19 protein-coding genes, 4 tRNA genes and 1 riboswitch are annotated in these 19,177 nt (G+C 53.1%); of the genes, 9 read left to right on the forward strand and 14 right to left on the reverse strand.

All coding sequences use genetic code 11. The features are described from left to right. Positions 1-10 precede the first annotated feature (10 nt). A complete protein-coding gene (locus tag CLM72_RS29110) occupies positions 11-922 on the forward strand; it encodes an AAA family ATPase (RefSeq protein ID WP_218275505.1) in 912 nt (303 codons plus the stop codon). After that, entirely contained in the window at positions 889-1,626 is a 738-nt protein-coding gene (locus tag CLM72_RS29115) for an ATP-dependent endonuclease (protein WP_371920478.1), read from the forward strand. The genes CLM72_RS29110 and CLM72_RS29115 overlap by 34 nt, the downstream gene beginning before the upstream one ends. A gap of 46 nt (positions 1,627-1,672) precedes the next feature. On the opposite strand, the gene CLM72_RS21375 is transcribed toward CLM72_RS29115, so the two are convergent. After that, positions 1,673-1,888 carry a helix-turn-helix domain-containing protein gene (locus CLM72_RS21375; RefSeq protein ID WP_105228025.1) on the reverse strand — a complete coding sequence of 72 codons (216 nt, stop codon included), beginning with the start codon at positions 1,886-1,888 and terminating at the stop codon, positions 1,673-1,675. A gap of 268 nt (positions 1,889-2,156) precedes the next feature. Here CLM72_RS21375 and CLM72_RS21380 point away from each other — a divergent pair, with 268 nt between their 5' ends. Further along, on the forward strand, positions 2,157-2,978 hold the full coding sequence (locus CLM72_RS21380; protein ID WP_105228027.1) for a hypothetical protein: 822 nt from the start codon (positions 2,157-2,159) through the stop codon (positions 2,976-2,978). 45 nt (positions 2,979-3,023) lie between these two features. Then, the gene (locus CLM72_RS21385; protein ID WP_105228029.1) at positions 3,024-3,488 is read left to right on the forward strand and encodes a hypothetical protein; all 465 of its coding nucleotides are present in this window, start codon (positions 3,024-3,026) and stop codon (positions 3,486-3,488) included. Positions 3,489-3,681: 193 nt separating this feature from the next. On the opposite strand, the gene CLM72_RS21390 is transcribed toward CLM72_RS21385, so the two are convergent. The 3 genes from CLM72_RS21390 to CLM72_RS21400 form a co-directional block, all read right to left on the reverse strand. Continuing rightward, positions 3,682-4,401 (reverse strand): PP2C family serine/threonine-protein phosphatase, encoded by a 720-nt coding sequence (locus tag CLM72_RS21390; protein WP_105228031.1) that lies wholly within the window; start codon positions 4,399-4,401, stop codon positions 3,682-3,684. 3 nt (positions 4,402-4,404) lie between these two features. Then, positions 4,405-5,730 carry a serine/threonine-protein kinase gene (locus CLM72_RS21395; RefSeq protein ID WP_105228033.1) on the reverse strand — a complete coding sequence of 442 codons (1,326 nt, stop codon included), beginning with the start codon at positions 5,728-5,730 and terminating at the stop codon, positions 4,405-4,407. A 439-nt stretch (positions 5,731-6,169) separates the two neighbouring features. Further along, positions 6,170-6,246: transfer RNA gene (locus CLM72_RS21400), tRNA-Arg, on the reverse strand. Between the two features lie 324 nt (positions 6,247-6,570). Here CLM72_RS21400 and CLM72_RS21405 point away from each other — a divergent pair. Both CLM72_RS21405 and CLM72_RS29365 read left to right on the forward strand, forming a co-directional pair. Then, positions 6,571-6,798 carry a hypothetical protein gene (locus tag CLM72_RS21405; RefSeq protein WP_105228035.1) on the forward strand — a complete coding sequence of 76 codons (228 nt, stop codon included), beginning with the start codon at positions 6,571-6,573 and terminating at the stop codon, positions 6,796-6,798. 11 nt (positions 6,799-6,809) lie between these two features. Further along, positions 6,810-6,989 (forward strand): PA3371 family protein, encoded by a 180-nt coding sequence (locus tag CLM72_RS29365; RefSeq protein ID WP_105228037.1) that lies wholly within the window; start codon positions 6,810-6,812, stop codon positions 6,987-6,989. Positions 6,990-7,060: 71 nt separating this feature from the next. Here the strand turns inward: CLM72_RS29365 and CLM72_RS29120 are convergent, their stop codons facing one another. Beyond that, a complete protein-coding gene (locus CLM72_RS29120) occupies positions 7,061-7,336 on the reverse strand; it encodes a hypothetical protein (RefSeq protein ID WP_105228039.1) in 276 nt (91 codons plus the stop codon). 49 nt (positions 7,337-7,385) lie between these two features. Between CLM72_RS29120 and CLM72_RS21420 the strand changes: the two genes are divergently transcribed. Next, entirely contained in the window at positions 7,386-7,712 is a 327-nt protein-coding gene (locus tag CLM72_RS21420; protein WP_003193592.1) for an Arc family DNA-binding protein, read from the forward strand. A 101-nt stretch (positions 7,713-7,813) separates the two neighbouring features. Here CLM72_RS21420 and mgtE read toward each other — a convergent pair whose 3' ends face one another. From mgtE to ltaE, 8 genes are all read right to left on the reverse strand, one after another. After that, positions 7,814-9,256 carry a magnesium transporter gene (gene mgtE, locus CLM72_RS21425; protein ID WP_105228041.1) on the reverse strand — a complete coding sequence of 481 codons (1,443 nt, stop codon included), beginning with the start codon at positions 9,254-9,256 and terminating at the stop codon, positions 7,814-7,816. 348 nt (positions 9,257-9,604) lie between these two features. Continuing rightward, a tRNA-Arg gene (locus CLM72_RS21430) sits at positions 9,605-9,681 on the reverse strand. Positions 9,682-9,753: 72 nt separating this feature from the next. Further along, a tRNA-Arg gene (locus tag CLM72_RS21435) sits at positions 9,754-9,830 on the reverse strand. Between the two features lie 108 nt (positions 9,831-9,938). Then, positions 9,939-10,029 (reverse strand) — tRNA-Ser (locus CLM72_RS21440). A gap of 62 nt (positions 10,030-10,091) precedes the next feature. After that, on the reverse strand, positions 10,092-10,280 hold the full coding sequence (csrA, locus tag CLM72_RS21445) for a carbon storage regulator CsrA (RefSeq protein WP_003175645.1): 189 nt from the start codon (positions 10,278-10,280) through the stop codon (positions 10,092-10,094). Between the two features lie 174 nt (positions 10,281-10,454). Further along, on the reverse strand, positions 10,455-11,696 hold the full coding sequence (locus CLM72_RS21450) for an aspartate kinase (RefSeq protein WP_003193595.1): 1,242 nt from the start codon (positions 11,694-11,696) through the stop codon (positions 10,455-10,457). Between the two features lie 95 nt (positions 11,697-11,791). Next, entirely contained in the window at positions 11,792-14,410 is a 2,619-nt protein-coding gene (alaS, locus tag CLM72_RS21455) for an alanine--tRNA ligase (RefSeq protein WP_105228043.1), read from the reverse strand. 146 nt (positions 14,411-14,556) lie between these two features. Next, a complete protein-coding gene (gene ltaE, locus CLM72_RS21460) occupies positions 14,557-15,561 on the reverse strand; it encodes a low-specificity L-threonine aldolase (protein ID WP_034128464.1) in 1,005 nt (334 codons plus the stop codon). A gap of 190 nt (positions 15,562-15,751) precedes the next feature. Beyond that, positions 15,752-15,921, forward strand: a riboswitch (FMN riboswitch). Between the two features lie 97 nt (positions 15,922-16,018). Between ltaE and CLM72_RS21465 the strand changes: the two genes are divergently transcribed. Together CLM72_RS21465 and CLM72_RS21470 are read left to right on the forward strand one after the other, a co-directional pair. Beyond that, the gene (locus tag CLM72_RS21465) at positions 16,019-16,528 is read left to right on the forward strand and encodes a 6,7-dimethyl-8-ribityllumazine synthase (protein ID WP_054922336.1); all 510 of its coding nucleotides are present in this window, start codon (positions 16,019-16,021) and stop codon (positions 16,526-16,528) included. Between the two features lie 138 nt (positions 16,529-16,666). Next, complete coding sequence (locus CLM72_RS21470; protein ID WP_158688699.1) at positions 16,667-18,163, forward strand: M91 family zinc metallopeptidase; 1,497 nt, start codon at positions 16,667-16,669, stop codon at positions 18,161-18,163. Here the strand turns inward: CLM72_RS21470 and astE are convergent. After that, on the reverse strand, positions 18,150-19,166 hold the full coding sequence (gene astE / locus CLM72_RS21475) for a succinylglutamate desuccinylase (RefSeq protein WP_054922329.1): 1,017 nt from the start codon (positions 19,164-19,166) through the stop codon (positions 18,150-18,152). The two genes, CLM72_RS21470 and astE, sit on opposite strands and share 14 nt — an antisense overlap. Positions 19,167-19,177 lie beyond the last annotated feature (11 nt).

Raw genomic sequence — 19,177 nt, forward strand, 5'->3', positions numbered from 1 at the left:
CAGGGAAAGCATGAAGATCTCTAGAATAAAAATCAAAAACTTTAGATCAATAGAATATATTGATTTGGCTTTCTCAGACTTTAATATACTTGTAGGCCAAAATAACACAGGCAAAACAAACTTCTTTGAAGCTATCAACTGGTTTTATACCAGCTCATCCAAATCAGGGACAATAGAAAACATTCAATACATGCGAGACTCAAGCAAGGAAGTAATTGTGAGTGTCGAGTTTTCGGGCGCTCAACATGGCGCTGAAAACATGATCAATGCGGGGAACAAAACTAAAATTCTAGCAATACTCTCAGGTTCAGATACGATCACGATAACTAGAAGAAGCAGTGACCCCAAAAAAAGAACCGTCGAAATTGAGGGGCAAGTTGCTAAAAACCCCGCCGGTTTCGATTCCGCGCTAAATGACTTTCTACCGAAGTTTGAATATATTCATACAAGGCAATACTTTGAGGAGTTCACTAAATATAGCCAGAAAAGTGCCGTAGGGATCATGCTGGCTTCTGTAATAGAGCAAATTCTTGACGATGATCCTAAGTACAAGGAGTTTCATGCCACCTTCGAAAAACTATTCAACTCAGAGGACTCTGCAATTTACGGTCACTTCCGTGATCTGGGTAGTGCAGTAAAGGGACATCTAGAGAAGCAATTTTCAGAGTGTTCTAAAGTATTATTTGAAGTCATTTCACCAGAGTTTGGGGATCTACTGAAAAAATTCGAAACAGTGGTAGATGATGGAATTGAAACTTATGCAAGCGAAAAAGGTGACGGAATGCAGAGAGCTTTAATGCTCGCAGTTATTCAACTGCCTACGCTGATTATCGCAAGGCAAGAGAAGACGCCGGAAAGTCTTTTCTATTTTTCATTGATGAAGCCGAACTGCACTTACACCCTACGGCCCAGCGGAAATTAAAACGAGTTCTTCTAGAGTTGAGCGAGAAGCTTGATCAAGTATTTATTAGCACTCATTCGTCGGTATTCGTTGCTGAGTCAAGCGAGGTGGAAAGTATATTCAAGACAGAGAAATTTGAATGCACAACTATCATTCGCAAAACGGATGACTTCGATAAGCCATATATTATTTATGAGCTCTTAGGCGGTAGTCCAGCAGACTTACTCCTTCCAAGAAACTTTCTGATTGTTGAGGGACCCAGCGAATTCGAGCTTCTGACAAGGGTGATAAAAAGACATTATCAGACCATGCCTGCGTTGCAAATAGTTTCCGCCGAAGGCGACACACACCAGGCTAAGCGGACTATCAATGCGATAACCAAAGCTTTCTCACCAATGAGCAACTCTATTTATAGTAATCGATTCGTAGTTCTGTGTGATATGCCTTCAATTAAAGCTAAGCCAGGTTTCGATGAGTTCATGAAGCTTAATAAACCACTTAGGGACAACGATCAAATTCACGTGCTTAGCTTTGGTAGTCTTGAGGAGTGTTATCCAGATTTCTTAGATTGGAGAAGAACCGCTGATGCGGTGAACGCGATGAATGGAGATCAAAAGAAAAAACTTGCAAGACGTGTAGGGGATGAGATTACTTTAGAGATGTTTGAAGGGGAGATGAAAACATTAAAACAAGCGCTCGATTTGGCGTGGGCTAGAGCATTGTAACTTTTGCTGGGCGGAATACCCTCTATTCCGCCCTCTGCTTAAAACGTCAAATCTCTTTGAATAATGTTGAAAGCTCGATTTTCAACCCGTCCGCAAGTGTTTGAATCGCATCTAGGCTGGGGTTCGCTCCACCCGTCTCGATTCTGGACATGTAAGTCCGAGCGAAACCGCACCTATCAGCGAACTCCTCCTGGGTCATGCCTGTGGCAAGACGAAGTTCACGAACACGATGACCAAAGCGATGACGTAGTGAAGGAGGCATTCCCACATCGTGTGCTGATGTGATCTAATCGTGAACACACTAATCGTGACATTGGACGTTTTATGATCAATTTTGTGGAAAACCCTTTGGTTCCGGCCTGCACTGTAGTAGCTCGGTACCCAAGCGTTCTGTCTGCGATAGTGGAACCTATCGCTAAAGCTGCCGGTGCCAGGCTCTCGAGGCAATCAGATCTCATACTTGGTTGGCTTCGCGTGCTACGTCGACGCCACATACACATCAAATTTTAATACTGATAAGGAAGTTGGATATGCTCAGGGTTTTTGTGACTCTCTATTTCATACTACTGTGTTCACTATCTCATGCTGCTTTGCCGCCTGCGCCTTTGACTATATCGGCGGCCCAAGAAGTAGTAAACAAATTCAGGGACTACTACGAGGATGACTTTAAATATGATATGTCCAGAGTTGCGAAATCTCCATTTCCGACTCAAGAACAGTCATATATTTATGCAAAGTACATGAATAAGGCGTTCAACAAGGCTGGTTATAGCTTGGACGAAACACTGTATGAGTTTTTCAAAACAGGCGGAATATCTGGTGGCACAGCTGGCAATCCGAATGTTTTATTCATGCAAAAATTGAACCTTACACAATATGCTATTTCGCTCAAGAGTACTGGTACTGCCAATGCATTCATTAAAGCAGAAGCAGTTTCTGAAAGAACAATAGCGTATGCAAAGGATGTTGCGATAGATTTTCCAGTCACTAACGTTGACTATTTAATTAAAGCAACACCAGGGTATTTGGTACCGGGCAGCGAGGCTTACAGCAGAGAAAACGGAAGGTTCATAGGTCAAGTCAAGATGGGCACTGGCCCCTGGAAAGACTGGTTGTATTTTGAATGGGAAGCACGAAGAGGCGAACAGTATGGAATCGGACTGGCACAAATTTCTAGTCTTGACGACGATGAAGCCGAGGTTTTCAAAGCATTGAATGGAAAAAGAGTAAAAGTAGAAGGTGTTTATTTTATAGCTAAAGGGCAAGTGATAGGAGAACCTAACACCAAAGATATAGCCATTGACCCGCTACTTTTTGACCTAAGCCATAAGTTGATGTTTAAAGTCCTCTAATAATTTTTAATTAAGCGACCATATCATTTAGAAAATGGAACCTCTATGAAGATTTTCAAATGCTTTATCATTGCTGCAATCTCAAGCATTCCTACTTTTGCATTTTCTCAGCAGTTCACCTACTTTTCATATGAGGAAGGCGGTTATACTGGAAAAATGCTTGTTGCGAACGAACTAGCGCATGGTAGCCCAGTGCAGCCGATCGCGGTTCATATCCAGACTGTAGATACTGGCACTCATCACGAATGTGATGTTTGGGCGATGGAAAATACGGTAGCTAGAATCCAGTCGAATGGAGAGATATCCACGTCGATGCGGGTAGTAGATAGAAACAAAAAAGCTACTGGCGAGACTTTTGATATTACTATAGGAAAGTCAGCAGCAGTAATTACATCGTCCACTCCTAGTGAGTACTGCGGCCTATCAGGGACATTTTCGGGCCATTGGGTGCGCTCTCAAGAGGAAGACAACGGGGACGATAAACAGGAAGCAGAGCAAGATGCTCTGTGAAGATAGACCACGTGCAATCTGTATAGACGTAGCTACTCGACCAACTAACTGATCAGCGAAACGAAAAAGGCCTCGCCTGAAACTTCCAGAGCAAGGCCTTTTTCTATAGCTTTTCTATTGATCATTCTCTGTAAGCGATCAATATTGAGATTTAGAGATACTTATTAACCAGTAACGCTGCCACTCAAACTCTTTAAACTGACTCTTGATCTTTTGCACTAGACACCTCCACTCCGACAAGAGTGTAGTTATCCTTAGTCTGACCCTCAATCACGCATCTTATGATAGAGTCACAATATTCCTGGAGACTAGCATATGACAAAGACAAGTCCCTGAAATATTTTTTAGGTACAACAGAATAAACGCCATCCGTCATAACTAAAAGGCGATCACCGTCAGCCACTTCCAGCTCAAATTCTTGGAAAACAAATTTGGCCATGGTTCCGACCGCACTATAGAGCACATTTCGTCGGGGGTATGTACTGGCCTCTGACTTATTTAGTTTACCCGATAGAAGAAGCCTTGCAACTTCCGAGTGATCTTGGGTAATTTGTTGCAATCCGTTTTTCCTGAGAAGGTAAACTCTGCTATCACCACTATGCACTCCGTAAGCTTTATTGCCACAGAGTACTAAACAAGTAAGCGTTGTCGCCATACCGGTCAAGTCTGGATTTTTCGAAGCGAGATCAAGTATCACATCATGCGTACTAATTATGGCATCTTTTGGCGAAAAGCCATTTCTCACTGCGGCCATGAAGTTTTCACAAGCTTTTCGTGATGCAGTTTGCCCTCCCTTATTGCCACCCACGCCATCTGCGACAACAAGATAGAGGCTATCAGAAACATTTTCAACCAGGAAAAAGTCCTGATTTTGTTCCCTAGGCCCCTTATCTGTCTGGGAAAATACCATCATAAATTACACCGGGCAGATTTGTGTTAGCGTTGATACAATGCTCGGATGCAAAGACGCTCTTTCCACTCCAATGGAGTTTTCCATGTGAGCTATCATTCGGCACGCCTTATGACCAAGCACACGTAGTTCTAACGCGAGACGATTAGCAATCCGAGTATCAAGCGTTGGCTTGCATACGTTATGAAACTTTTGCTCAACATACCAACGATTGTGGCTCGTTCCCATCTCGAGATATGCCAAGAGAACTTCAACTTGGCAGTCGATATTTTCAGTAGTAAAGAACCGTGAAAGGCGATTTGCGATACCGTCACACTCATTGAAGTCAAAGGAACTATCTTTGACCCACTTTGCATATTCGACCCCAAGCCTACTAGCAAGGTCAGGACTAAGCAGAATTAACTCATCAATCCGATCTATCGAAATAGTGGAAAGTAGTGCTCGCATATCACTTGAAGAAGATTCATCTTCGACTTTCTCGACAATAGTTCTCCAAATCTGCTGAGTCAAAGGAGAGCCATTCTTCAACAAATCTATCAATGCCGCTACTTGCGCTTGAGCAACTACTACAGGGGCTTGCCCTACTGAGAGAATGGCATCCCTCAAAGCAGCTACACTTTGGAAGCGTCGATTGGGCTCTCGTCTAGTACAGCAACGCATGATGTCTGCGTAGGGACCGATTTCTTGAATTTCAGAGCACGGAATCCGATCGTCGACCCCAAAAAGGTCGTGGAGTATACAGCCAGCCGAATATATGTCTGACATCGCAGATGCACGACGCAAGTCAGCAACTATCTCTGGCGCAGTATAGTAGTCAGATCCCATCCTCATCCCGGTCTGTGTAAGAACAGACAGTTGAGTATCTCTCAATGATATGAGACCGAAATCACTTATGACATAAGCAGCACCATCGTTGAAATTAAGCTTTAGTACGTTTTGTGGTTTCAGATCCCTATGCGTAATTCCAACGCTGTGCAAATACTCTAGCCCAGCAAGTATATCCATCATAACGGCGATCGGATTTCCGCCCAACGTTTGATCTAAGCGCAGATCTTTGTCAAGGGTAGACGCAGCCACGGGCATCAAAAACCAAGGAGGATTATCTGCCAACTGAGAGTGCAGCACTGGCATGATGTTACGATGTTGTAGGTTAGCTTGGACGCTAGCCTCACGAATGAAGCGACTCCTAATATTAGGAACTAGCTCATCCGGAAAACTGGAAGGCTGATTGTTGCTGAAGGTCTTCCTGGCAAAAGCGTTCCCGTTTAGATCCCTAACGAGGTCGACGTTACCAAACCCACCGCTTCCTATGCGACTCTCAAAATTCAACATTTTGGGCTCCCCCCCAGAGTAGTCCGCACAATATACCCGCCTGAGGAGGACTTTTCATCGACCACGAGGAAGTGACATGTGAATAGTTATCTCGGATTCCCCCTGCCAGACCTCTATCGACCTGTGGGGGGCCTTGGGAGTCACGCGGATGGCCTGTCGCCTGCGATTGGACTGACCTACGCAAAAGGTATTTGGAGCTACGACGGGGGAGCCACTCGTATCAGTAAACTCTTCGCAGTCCAAAAATATGGGGATGGCTTCGACATGAGCCCTGCTGCGGCTAATTCTGAATGACTAGCACGATGCTCGCTTTCCCTTCCAAGGTTAGGGTTGAGCAAAAACTTCCTCTAGTCGGGAGTCGGGGCAAGTGACTGCACCCATATTGCACCCATAAACAGTCTACAAATGCTGGGTAAAGCGCTACAAGCCTTGAATAATATGGTGTCCCAGGGCCGGTTCGAACGGCCAACCTTCCCCTTAGGAGGGGGATGCTCTATCCAATTGAGCTACTGGGACAAATGCCAAATGCTTACCCGGAAGGGCTAGCGACAGACGGCGTGCATCTTAACGGCCGAGGCTGGTTTTGTCATGTCGTCCGTTGGCATTTTGAATGTAGGCCGATCCCTGCGAATGCATTCAAAGCCTCTCGCTGCAGACTAAAGCCTTCAGATGCATCGTGCAAATTGCACTGCGCCAATATGCCATCATTGCAAACTGCAACCTCAACACCTCACAAATTAAATCTAACCCTTTGTTTTTATTGACCTAATAGGTTGGCACGACATCTGCAAAGTCATACATACAAAACCAATCGTTCCAGGCACCGTGGAGACCATGACTATGAACAGCGTCCTTCTATTAGCACTGAACGCTGTGGCACTGGCCGCGGTGGTGACGTTTCATTTTCAGCCGATCAATACTGAAGACGGCGCGCAAATCAGCCAAGCCATTCCCCACCATCTGCAACAGCGCCCTCAACTCGCACTGATGACTGCCAACCCCCAGTCCCCCATCCGCCTGACCCAAGATACCCAATCTGCCCCAGCGGGCGAGCATTGGGTTTTCTGAGAAAATTATTCATGTCCAAATCTGCCTGGTTATTTCTGTGCCTGACCCTCATGTCCGCCGCGCTAGGCCTGGGAGCCACCTCACAACAAGCTCAAACCCTAGCCTTGGTCGCAAGCGCCGTGCTGGGCAGCCTACTGATAATGGCACTCATCAAGGGTCGCCGAATCAAATTCGATCCACTCCTTCGCTAGCCCTCCCCCGCCGCCCTTTCTCCCTACCTTATGTCGCCTGACACTCGTAAATAACCGAGCAGCTACTAACCTTAAGCTTGAGGGCAAAAGGCCATATCGCTGTAGGACGGGCGCCCTTTAACCCAGATTCCGCGCAGGCCTGGGCGAAGATTGGCGAGCTTCGCTGCAGCCCGGGGAATTTTTTCCAACCAGTCCGCAAAAACGCAAATCAGTACTGGCATAAAGCCTGTAGGCGGTTCAATATTTGTCACAGAATTGACGCCAATGAAATGGCAAATCTGAGGCATGATGCGGCCTCTTTGCAATTCGGGTTGAACTTTGGTCGTGAGCCTTGTCTTAACACTCATCTTGCGGCCAATTCCAGAAACCGCTCCCCTGAACTAACCGGTTAAATATATGCGCCCATTGAAACAGGCAATTTATTCCAGCCGTACGGCTGACAAATTCGTCGTACGTCTGCCAGACGGAATGCGGGAACGCATTGCCGAGGTGGCTCGCAATCATCACCGCAGCATGAACTCCGAAATCATCGCACGCCTGGAACAAAGCCTTATTCAGGAAGGTGCCTTGGGTGAAGAGTTGAGCATGCGCCTGGACAGCCCCGAGCTGTCACTGCACGAACGCGAACTGCTGCAGCGTTTTCGTCAGCTCTCCCACCGCCAGCAAAATGCTCTCGTCTCGCTGATCGCGCACGACGTGGAGGCGGCCGCAGAAGCCAATTGATTGACACCTGAAAGCCAAAGCCAGCCCTGTGCTGGCTTTTTTTTGCTGGGAGTTTGGGAATAAGAAACAAAGCGAGGGCAGGTTTGCCCCCGCGGGAAGGGTCAGAGCAGGAAGATCGTTGCCAGGCCCAGGAAGATGAAGAAACCACCACTGTCAGTCATGGCCGTGATCATCACACTGGCACCCATGGCGGGATCGCGACCTAGACGCGCCAGGGTCATGGGGATCAATACCCCCATCAATGCCGCCAGCAACAGGTTAAGGGTCATGGCCGCAGTCATTACCACGCCCAGGGACCAACTGCCGTAGAGCAAGTAGGCCACCACGCCAATCACGCCACCCCACACCAATCCGTTTATGAGGCCTACAGCCAGTTCCTTGCGCAACAGCCGTGAGGAATTGGCGGTACTGACCTGGTCCAGCGCCATGGCGCGCACGATCATGGTGATGGTCTGGTTCCCGGAGTTGCCGCCAATGCCCGCCACAATCGGCATCAACGCCGCCAAGGCAACCAGCTTCTCGATGGAGCCTTCAAACAACCCGATCACGCGAGAAGCGATAAACGCGGTAATCAGATTGATAGCCAGCCAGGCCCAGCGGTTATGCAGTGAACGCCAGACCGACGCGAAAATATCTTCCTCTTCACGCAAACCCGCCATGTTGAGGACTTCGGTTTCACTTTCCTCACGGATCAAGTCGACGATTTCATCGATGGTCAGACGACCGATCAACTTGCCGTTCTTATCCACCACGGGAGCCGAGATCAAGTCGTAACGCTCGAATGCCTGGGCCGCGTCGTAGGCATCTTCGTCCGGGTGGAAGCTCACGGTATCGCTGGCCATCAGGTCAGCAACTTTTTTCTCCGGATCATTGACCAGCAGGCGCTTGATCGGCAAAACGCCTTTGAGGATGCCCTCATAGTCGACCACAAACAATTTGTCGGTGTGGCCGGGCAACTCTTTGAGGCGGCGCAGGTAACGCAACACCACTTCCAGGCTGACGTCTTCGCGGATGGTGACCATCTCGAAGTCCATCAGGGCGCCGACCTGATCCTCGTCGTACGACAGCGCGGAACGCACACGCTCACGCTGCTGCGTGTCGAGCGCTTCCATCAACTCATGGACAACATCACGGGGCAGCTCAGGGGCCAGGTCAGCAAGCTCGTCCGCATCCATCTCCTTGGCAGCAGCCAGGAGTTCGTGGTCATCCATGTCGGCGATGAGCGTCTCACGCACCGAGTCCGACACTTCCAGAAGGATGTCACCGTCGCGATCAGCCTTCACCAACTGCCACAGGGTCAATCGATCATCCAGCGGCAAGGCTTCAAGAATATAAGCGACGTCGGCGGAGTGCAGGTCATCGAGCTTGCGTTGCAACTCGACGAGGTTTTGCCGGTGAACCAGGTTTTCGACGCGGTCGTGGTTCGGACCTTCCTGGCGGTGCGTGAGGTCTTCGACCACGCGCTGGCGCTGCAGCAGCTCGATAACTTGAGCCAGACGATCCTGCAGGCTTTCTTGTGTTTTCTTTACTTCTATTTCGGTCATAGGCGAACTCCACTCCCAGCAGCGGGGCACGCCGGAAGGATCAATCAGTCAATTCATGATTGGTAAAACGGGGTACTGAGTAACTACTGGGTAAGTCCATGGAGGTATTCCACAAGCCCCGGCGGGGCTGACGGGCGCATGATACACCGCCCGGACGTTTTAAACGTTAAAAAACTGGAAAGAACAAGCGCTTGCACGCCAAAGCTCAGTATTGGCTGCATCTATGAAATGCGACGACGCAGGCGCGAGGGAAAACACATGAGAAGGGAGAAAAAGGAGCGTGCCAAATAAAACCTATACAAACGCCAGACGGCAAAAAGCCCGCACTAGGCGGGCTTTTTGTTTGTATGGTGCACTCGACAGGATTCGAACCTGTGACCGCTCGGTTCGTAGCCGAGTACTCTATCCAGCTGAGCTACGAGTGCAGATTGTGTTTTTAGACCAGATCACAACTGGTTGAAGCCAAGCTACCTGCATCGCTGCAACTAACTCTTAAATGGTGCACTCGACAGGATTCGAACCTGTGACCGCTCGGTTCGTAGCCGAGTACTCTATCCAGCTGAGCTACGAGTGCATTTGTTGCCGCGCATTATAGGCCGTTCAATCTCTATGTAAAGCTATTTTTTCGAGTATTTTCAACAACTTACCGAAAAAACCAGATTGCAACGTACTAAGCAAATAATGGCGGAGAACGGGGGATTCGAACCCCCGACACCCTTTTGAGGTGTACTCCCTTAGCAGGGGAGCGCCTTCGGCCACTCGGCCAGCTCTCCGCAACACGGGGCGTATATTAACCACGTTCCTCCCCGTTTGCAAACATAAAAAACGATAAAAATTAAAGGCTTGGTTCTTCGTCCTTCTCTTTCTTGATCCGCAGGTAGATTTCCTCGCGGTGGACCGCCACCTCTTTCGGAGCGTTAACCCCAATACGTACTTGATTGCCTTTGACGCCGAGCACGGTCACAGTGATTTCGCCATCACCGATAATCAGGCTTTCTGCGCAACGACGAGTCAGAATCAGCATACCTTTCACCTCACGCATTTCAGTTCAGGAACAACAGTCTGCAAAAAAAAAGCATTCGACCTACAACCAAAAGGTCGTAGCCCTACTCGCTAAGTATTGTCGAGCCCATGCAAAAGACCATGTACCCCACAAAAAAATGAAAGGCGCGGTAAACCGCGCCTTCCTGGCAACGCATCACTCGCCCTGTCGGGCCGGAGCATCCAACTCAAAAGCCGTATGCAGCGCGCGTACAGCCAGCTCCAGGTACTTCTCTTCGAGGACGACCGAGACTTTGATTTCCGAGGTGGAAATCATCTGGATGTTAATACCTTCTTTGGCAAGAGCCCCGAACATACGGCTGGCAACGCCAGCATGGGAACGCATGCCCACCCCGACGATCGACACCTTGGCAATCTTGGTATCGCCGACCACTTCACGGGCGCCAATCTCGCTCGCAGTGTTCTGCAGGATTTTCAATGCTGCATCGTATTCATTGCGGTGCACGGTGAAGGTGAAATCGGTGGTGTTGTCGTGCGAAACGTTCTGCACGATCATGTCGACTTCAACATTCGCATCGCTGACAGGCCCCAGAATCTTGAAAGCCACGCCTGGGGTGTCTGGCACGCCACGGATCGTCAGCTTGGCTTCATCGCGATTGAAAGCGATGCCGGAAATGATCGGCTGTTCCATGGATTCCTCTTCATCAATAGTAATGAGGGTGCCCGGACCCTCCTTGAAGCTGTGCAATACGCGCAGCGGAACGTTGTACTTGCCGGCGAACTCCACCGCGCGAATCTGCAACACCTTGGAACCAAGGCTGGCCATTTCCAGCATTTCTTCAAAGGTGATCTTGTCCAGCCGCTGGGCCACTGGCACGACGCGTGGGTCAGTGGTGTAGACGCCATCCACATCGGTATAGATCTGGCATTCGTCAGCCTTGAGCGCTGCCGCCAGGGCCACACCGGTGGTGTCCGAACCGCCACGACCCAGCGTGGTGATGTTGCCGTGCTCATCCACGCCCTGGAAACCCGCTACAACTACCACGCGCCCTGCTTTCAGATCAGTGCGAATTTTCTGATCATCAATCTGCAGGATCCGCGCCTTGGTATGTGCGCTGTCTGTAAGAATGCGCACCTGGCTACCAGTGTAGGACACCGCTGGCACGCCACGCTTGTTCAGCGCCATGGCCAACAGCGCAATGGTTACCTGCTCGCCCGTGGAGACGATCACATCCAGCTCGCGCGGCAGCGGCTGTTGATCACCGCTGATGGCCTTGGCCAGATCGATCAGGCGATTGGTCTCGCCACTCATGGCCGACAGCACCACTACCAGGTCATCACCAGCATCGCGGAACTTCTTAACCTTGTCGGCGACCTGCTCGATTCTTTCGACAGAACCGACCGAGGTACCTCCAAATTTCTGTACGATCAAAGCCATTTCCAAGCCGCCTCAGCCCGTAAAGGGGCGCCTAATTTCCAATCCACCCGCACTGAACAAGCCCGTGACTAGACCACGGGCCGGTTAACAGTGCTTTAAATACCTGCCTCGACAAATGGCACGGTCAAGGCCAGCGCCGCGTCCAAGGCTGCGGCATCGACACCACCGCCTTGCGCCATGTCCGGACGACCACCGCCCTTGCCACCCACTGTCGCAGCGGCTTGCTTCATCAAATCACCGGCTTTGAGTTGGCCAGTCAGGTCCTTGGTTACACCAGCAACCAGAACGACCTTATCCTCATGGACACTGCCGAGCAGGATCACTGCGCGGCCGAGCTTGTTCTTCAACTGATCGACCAAGGCCAACAGCGCCTTGCCATCCTGGCCGTCCAGGCGCGCAGCCAGGACTTTTACGTCCTTGACGTCAACCGCCGCAGCCGACAGGTCATCGCCCGCAGCGCTCGCCGCCTTGGCCTGCAACTGCTCCAGCTGTTTCTCCAGCGCACGGTTGCGCTCGAGCACGGCGGACAGCTTGTCGATCAGGTTGTCGCGGCTGCCCTTGACCAGGCCGGCCGCTTCCTTGAGTTGTTCTTCGGCTGCATTGAGGTAAGCCAGGGCCGCAGCACCGGTTACCGCTTCAATACGACGTACGCCCGAGGCCACACCACCTTCGCTGATGATCTTCAGCAGGCCGATATCGCCGGTGCGGTTGGCGTGGATGCCACCACAGAGTTCTACCGAGAAGCTGCCGCCCATGCTCAGTACGCGGACTTCGTCGCCGTACTTCTCGCCAAACAGCGCCATGGCGCCTTTATTCCTGGCGGTCTCGATATCGGTTTCTTCGGTTTCAACCGGGGTGTTCTTGCGAATCTCGGCGTTGACGATGTCTTCCAGCGCCTTGATCTGCTCAGGCTTGATCGCTTCAAAGTGGCTGAAGTCAAAACGCAGGCGCTGGCTGTCCACCAACGAACCTTTTTGCTGCACGTGCTCGCCCAGCACCTGGCGCAGCGCGGCGTGCAGCAAGTGAGTGGCCGAGTGGTTCAACGCCGTGGCATGCCGTACGTCGGCATCGACCTGGGTGTCTACCGGTGCGCCCACGGTCAAGTTGCCCAGCACCAGCACACCGTGATGCAGGAAAGCCCCGCCGGTCTTGGTGGTGTCGCGCACATCAAAACGACCGGATGTCGAGCTCAGGAAACCGCAATCGCCAATCTGGCCACCCGACTCGGCATAGAAAGGCGTCTGGTCCAGTACCACCACCGCCTCTTCACCTTCGCTCAACACGTCGACCGACTTACCGTCTTTATAGATGGCGACGATCTTGGCCGAGCCCGCAGTCGTCTTGTAGCCGGTGAACTCGGTCGGTACGTCAACCTTGACCAGGGTGTTGTAGTCCAGGCCAAAGGAGCTGGCCGAACGTGCGCGCACGCGCTGGGCTTCCATCTCACGCTCGAAACCGGCTTCATCGACGGTCAACTCGCGCTCGCGGGCGATGTCGGCAGTCAGGTCCATCGGGAAACCATAGGTGTCGTACAACTTGAACACCACATCACCCGGCACCACGGTGCCTTTGAGCTCAGCCAGGTCCTGTTCCAGAATCTTCAAGCCGTGCTCCAGGGTCTTGGAGAATTGCTCCTCTTCAGCCTTGAGTACCCGCTCGATGTTGCTTTGCTGTTGCTTGAGTTCCGGGAAGGCATCGCCCATCTCGGCAACCAGCGCGGCCACGATCTTGTAAAAGAAGCTGCCGGTAGCGCCCAGCTTGTTACCGTGGCGGCACGCGCGACGGATGATGCGACGCAGCACGTAGCCACGGCCTTCGTTGGACGGCAGCACGCCGTCGGCGATCAGGAAACCGCAGGAACGGATGTGGTCCGACACTACCTTGAGCGAAGACTGGCCTTCATTGGCGCAGCCAATAGCTGCCGCCGAGGCGCTCAGCAGGTTGGTGAACAGGTCGATTTCGTAGTTGGAGTGAACGTGCTGCATCACCGCACTGATCCGCTCCAGGCCCATGCCGGTGTCCACCGACGGTGCTGGCAGCGGATGCAACACGCCATCGGCGGTGCGGTTGAACTGCATGAACACGTTGTTCCAGATCTCGATGTAACGGTCGCCGTCTTCTTCCGGCGAGCCCGGCGGGCCACCCCAGATATCGTCGCCGTGATCGTAGAAAATCTCGGTGCACGGGCCGCACGGGCCGGTATCGCCCATGGTCCAGAAGTTATCGGACGCATAGGGCGCGCCTTTGTTGTCACCGATACGGATCATGCGCTCGGCAGGTACACCGATTTCCTGGGTCCAGATGTCATACGCTTCATCGTCCGTCGCGTACACGGTGACCCAGAGTTTTTCCTTGGGCAGCTTCAGCACGCCGGTGAGGAAGGTCCAGGCGAACGTGATCGCGTCTTTCTTGAAATAGTCGCCGAAGCTGAAGTTACCCAGCATCTCGAAAAAGGTGTGGTGACGAGCGGTGTAGCCGACGTTTTCCAGGTCACTGTTCTTGCCGCCGGCGCGTACGCACTTCTGGCTGCTGGTAGCGCGGGTGTAGGCGCGCTTTTCCTGGCCCAGGAAGCAGTCCTTGAACTGATTCATCCCCGCGTTAGTGAACAGCAGGGTTGGGTCATTGCCTGGGATCAAGGAGCTGGAGGCTACACGGGTGTGACCTTGCTCTTCGAAGAAGCGAAGGAAGGCTTCACGGATTTCTGCGCTTTTCATTAGGTTCTTCCACGGAGGCTGCGGCCAAAGGCCAGTGCGCAACATCATCAGACGGAGCGACGGCAAAGGGCCGCATTATATCGGCCCTTTGCCGGTGGTACAGCGTGTTTATGTGATAGAAACAGTCAATTAGACGGCCTGCACTGTCATTTCTGCGAAAACGCGACGAATGTCTGCAGCACTTGCTCGATCTGCGCCCGGCTGACGTCCAGATGGGTGACCATGCGCAGGCGCGGTGCGGCACTCAACTTGACCCCACGCTCGGCCGCAAAGGCCTTCAGCGCCTGCGCCTGATCGCCTACCTGCACATACACCATATTGGTCTGCACCGGCTCGACGCTGTAGCCGGCCTTGCGTAACTCATCGCCCAGCCATTGCGCGTTGGCATGGTCGTCAGCCAGGCGCTGCACCTGATGATCCAGAGCATACAACCCCGCCGCCGCCAGTGAGCCGGCCTGGCGCATGCCGCCGCCGACCATCTTGCGCAAGCGCCGAGCCTTGGCGATCAGCGCCGCCGAGCCACACAGCACCGAACCGACCGGCGCGCCGAGGCCCTTGGACAGGCACACCGACACCGAATCGAAATGCTGGGCGATTTCTCGCGCATCCACGCCCAGCTTGACTGCCGCGTTGTAGAGACGGGCGCCATCCAAGTGCAGGGCCAAGCCGTGCTCGTGGGTAAATGCACGGGCCTTGGCCAGGTAATCCAGCGGCAGCACTTTGCCCTGCATGGTGTTTTCCAGCGCCAGCAGGCGCGTGCGCGCGAAGTGGAAGTCGTCGGGCTTGATGGCTGCAAGCACCTGGTTCAGATCAAGGGAGCCATCAGCTTGCACTTCCAGGGGCTGCGGCTGGATCGACCCCAGCACCGCCGCACCGCCGCCTTCATATTTGTAGGTGTGGGCTTGCTGACCGACGATATATTCCTCGCCGCGCTCACAGTGAGCCATCAACGCCAGCAGGTTGCTCATGGTGCCGGTGGGTACGAACAGCGCCGCGGCAAAGCCCAGGCGCTTGGCCAACTCAGCCTCCAAGCGGTTGACGCTGGGGTCTTCACCATAAACATCATCGCCGCTGACGGCGCTGGCCATTGCGTCGAGCATGCCGGGGGTAGGTTGGGTCACTGTGTCGCTGCGCAGGTCGATCACGGTCATGAAGGGGGCCTCTAACGGAGTGGATAAGTCCTTTTGTGTGTGATTACTGCGGGCAAAGCCACGGAATATCAAGCCCCTATTGCATTCATTCGAATACCAACCAATCAAACCGATATAAGTTATCGAGACGGCAGCCGTGCAGTTTTCGAAAAACCATGTTAAAAACTCTCCGCCGCCAGGGTTCTGGCGGCAACGTTCTCAGGGCGGGGTGCAATTCCCCACCGGCGGTAATTGCACGCAATGTGCATAGCCCGCGAGCGCTTGGCGCCTTGAACTGCTCAGGCAGGACGGCGACAAGGTCAGCAGACCCGGTGTGATCCCGGGGCCGACGGTCATAGTCCGGATGAAGAGAGAACGGGATTGGCACCTAAGGGCCGCGCGCCTGCTTGCGCATGCGTACCCTTAAATCCCATTCGATTCATAACGCCCTGTTTTTTTCTTAAACAGGAGTCAGAACATGCAACCCACCGCAATCGACAGCAAAAGCAAAAACCATCACGGCGAGCGCGTCGCGTTTATCCAGGCCTGCTGGCACAAGGATATTGTCGACCAATCGCGCAAAGGCTTCCTCGCCGAAATGATCGCCCAGGGTTATCAGGAATCGGACATCGACTTCTTCGAAGTCGGCGGCGCCTTTGAAATGCCCCTACACGCCAAGTTGCTGGCCAAGACCGGCCGTTACGCCGGGATCGTCGCTGCCGCGCTGGTGGTGGACGGTGGCATCTACCGTCACGAATTCGTCGCGCAATCAGTGGTCAGCGGCCTGATGCAGGTGCAGTTGGAAACTGAAGTGCCGGTGTTCTCGGTGTCCCTGACGCCGCACCACTTCCATGCCGGCAGCGAGCACACCACGTTCTTCTATGAGCACTTCGTGCACAAGGGTCAGGAAGCTGCGCGTACCTGCGCCGATACCCTGCACAAAGTGCGGGCGATCTATCAAAGCGAGCCGCAAAAGCGCGTTAGCTGATTGCATCCGAGCCCTGTCCAGCCGAGTTTCTTTGGATCGACAGGGCATATATATAAGTAAAACCAGTGATTGATGTACCGACGATGTAATGGTTTTGAGGCTTACCTCAAAAGAGTTCCCATCATCAACGGAGTCAGCATGTCTGAGATTAACCTTCCAAGCGCTCCGCGCGCTCCCGATAACGTCTGGATGATTGACGGACGAATCAGCGACCCCATCAACCGCACCAAAAACCTCCAAAGGGGCCCGCACGCCCAACTGCCGTTAGTGTTCATCACGCTGCATGCCGATAATACCGTGCTTGTCGAGCGCGAATTGGCCGATGAACTGCACGATTACCTTGTGTTCACAACCACCGATAAAGCCGACCGAATCTGCGTCGACCTCCCCGCGCAAGGCGAAGGTGAAGGCCTCAGCGTCATAGTCAATACGCAACGTTTCCATGTCACCCTGAACGGGCTCAATCAGTTCGTGGTGTTCCGGACACAGGGCGGTGATGACCTTATTAATGTTGCCGACGATGTCACCCACCCCATCCTGATCGACGCCGGTGAAGGCAGTGATCGCATCTGGGCCGGAGGCGGCTACTCGCGCATTTTCGCCGGCCCCGGCGAAGATATGATCCTGACTCGGCGAGGCGCCTGCTATATCGAGGCAGGTGATGGAAACGACAGGGTTGTTGCCCTCGCCGACGGTGACATGACGGTCTACTCCGGCGCCGGGGACGATACCGTCATTGGCGCCCAAGGGCAGGCCTTTATCAATGGCGGAGAGGGCCATGATCATCTGACAGGGGGAGGCAAGCACAACATCCTGGTGGGTGGGCCAGGCGATGATATTTTACAGGCAGGCCCGCACAGCAATGTGATGTATGCCGGACACGGCATGGATCTGGCACTTCAGCTCAAGCCGAGGGACATAGTCTTCAAAGACTCCAACACCATCCTTGTTGCTGCGCAGCAGTTCAGCGTGCCCGCTTCCACATCAGGGAACAGCTCGCCAATAGATGTCCAGCAAGCGCGGGTGACCGATATCAATTACTACCCTCTGATCCACAGCGGCGTTCGAGTAGTCGGTAGCCTCCAGTTTCAACAACGAGTAAACGATGACCTCTCGCTGCTGGCCCAATCGCCGAACGGGCAACAATTGCTGCAAGCGCTGTACGCCGCGCAATTGATAGGCGGCACCCCAATCAATATCTATGAGTTGCAAGATGAGAGCAACGGGCTGTTTGCGCCGAGCAACGAATCGGAACCCAGGTCATTCATTGAGAATAATCAACGGGGCATACCGGCCTACGGTGGTTCGATCTACTACAATCCGACGTTCATCGGCAATCGAATGACCAACATACCGTTGCTTTATCACGAGCTGTGCCATGCGTACAACGCGGTCACCGGAACCACCCTGCCAGGATACAGCGAGGACGGTGTCGACGGCGACAAGGCCCGTCCGCTCATCCGCAACAGCGAACTGCAGGCGGTGGGCCTGCCTACAGACGCCGCCCCTTTCGACTTCGACAACGACCCGTCGACTCCACCCACCAATTCCAACCCGGTGTCATTCAGTGAGAATGGTATCCGCGAAGAACTGAACATGCCGCCGCGCAAACAGTATTCCTTTAACCCTGTTTAAGCTCCGCGGCGTCTTCTGAGGTCGGCACAATTAATATCCCCGCCCGTAGGCCATTCTTGACCTTCGGGTTGGGGAAAATGATATGCGCGCCCTCCTCCTCGATCACCCAACGGGTCTTGGCCACGTCTTCGGCCAACAGGTAGCCCTTGGCCAACGGCGAGAAGTTTTCCACATCCGCCGGCAGGTGCAACAGGAACGCGTCGCTATGCTTGATCACTTCACGGGACACGGCAAACAGCTGCAGGCCGTCCAGGCTCTCGGTCACAGGCTCGGTGCCTTCGATGATCTGCGTGAGGCGAGCCTCCAGGAGACGCACGTCTACACCCTCGTTGTGCCCGAATGGTCGCGCCTTGCCCAATTCAAGGGTGAAGGCCTCGGCGCCCAACTGTTCATAGGTAAACGCGGTGAAGGTGATCGAGGTTTTATTCTGCAGCAACACCGCTTGTATACCGGCAGCGCGCAGGCGTGCCAGCTCGTGGCGCGAATGCTGGCGCCCTTCCTTCCAGGGATACAACGCGAACTGCTCGATTTTCGAACCACGAATCGCGGTATGCAGGTCGTAATGCAGGCGCGAGCGGCCAGGCAGGCTGAAAAAGCTGCGGGCCAATTGCTCAAGCTCGGCGGCGCGCATGGCTTCGGGGCCGATGTTTTGTTCATGACGGCCATTGAACAGCCGGTTGACGTCCAGCTCGAGGTAACGCTCACCGCGGCGCATGGCCTCGGTATTACCGAACAGGAACAGAATACGGGTGCGGGGTTTGATCTCCCCGCGGGCAATGCCATGCAACAGGCGGTCGAGCAATTCGATCGGCGCGGTTTCGTTGCCATGGATGCCGGACGACAGCAGCAAGTCGCTGCCGTTGTCCAGAGCTTCAGGAGGACGCACTTCAAGCGCGCCTTCGCTGAGCCAGCGCATCTGCACGCCGTCGACAGTCAGTTGAATTTTTTGCGCCGGTTCACGACCGGCGAGGGTCAGTTCAAGCAGTTTGCCGAGGGCGAGCATAAGCAGCTTCC

This window comes from Pseudomonas sp. MYb193 (genome assembly GCF_002966775.1).
Lineage (GTDB): Bacteria > Pseudomonadota > Gammaproteobacteria > Pseudomonadales > Pseudomonadaceae > Aquipseudomonas > Aquipseudomonas paracarnis.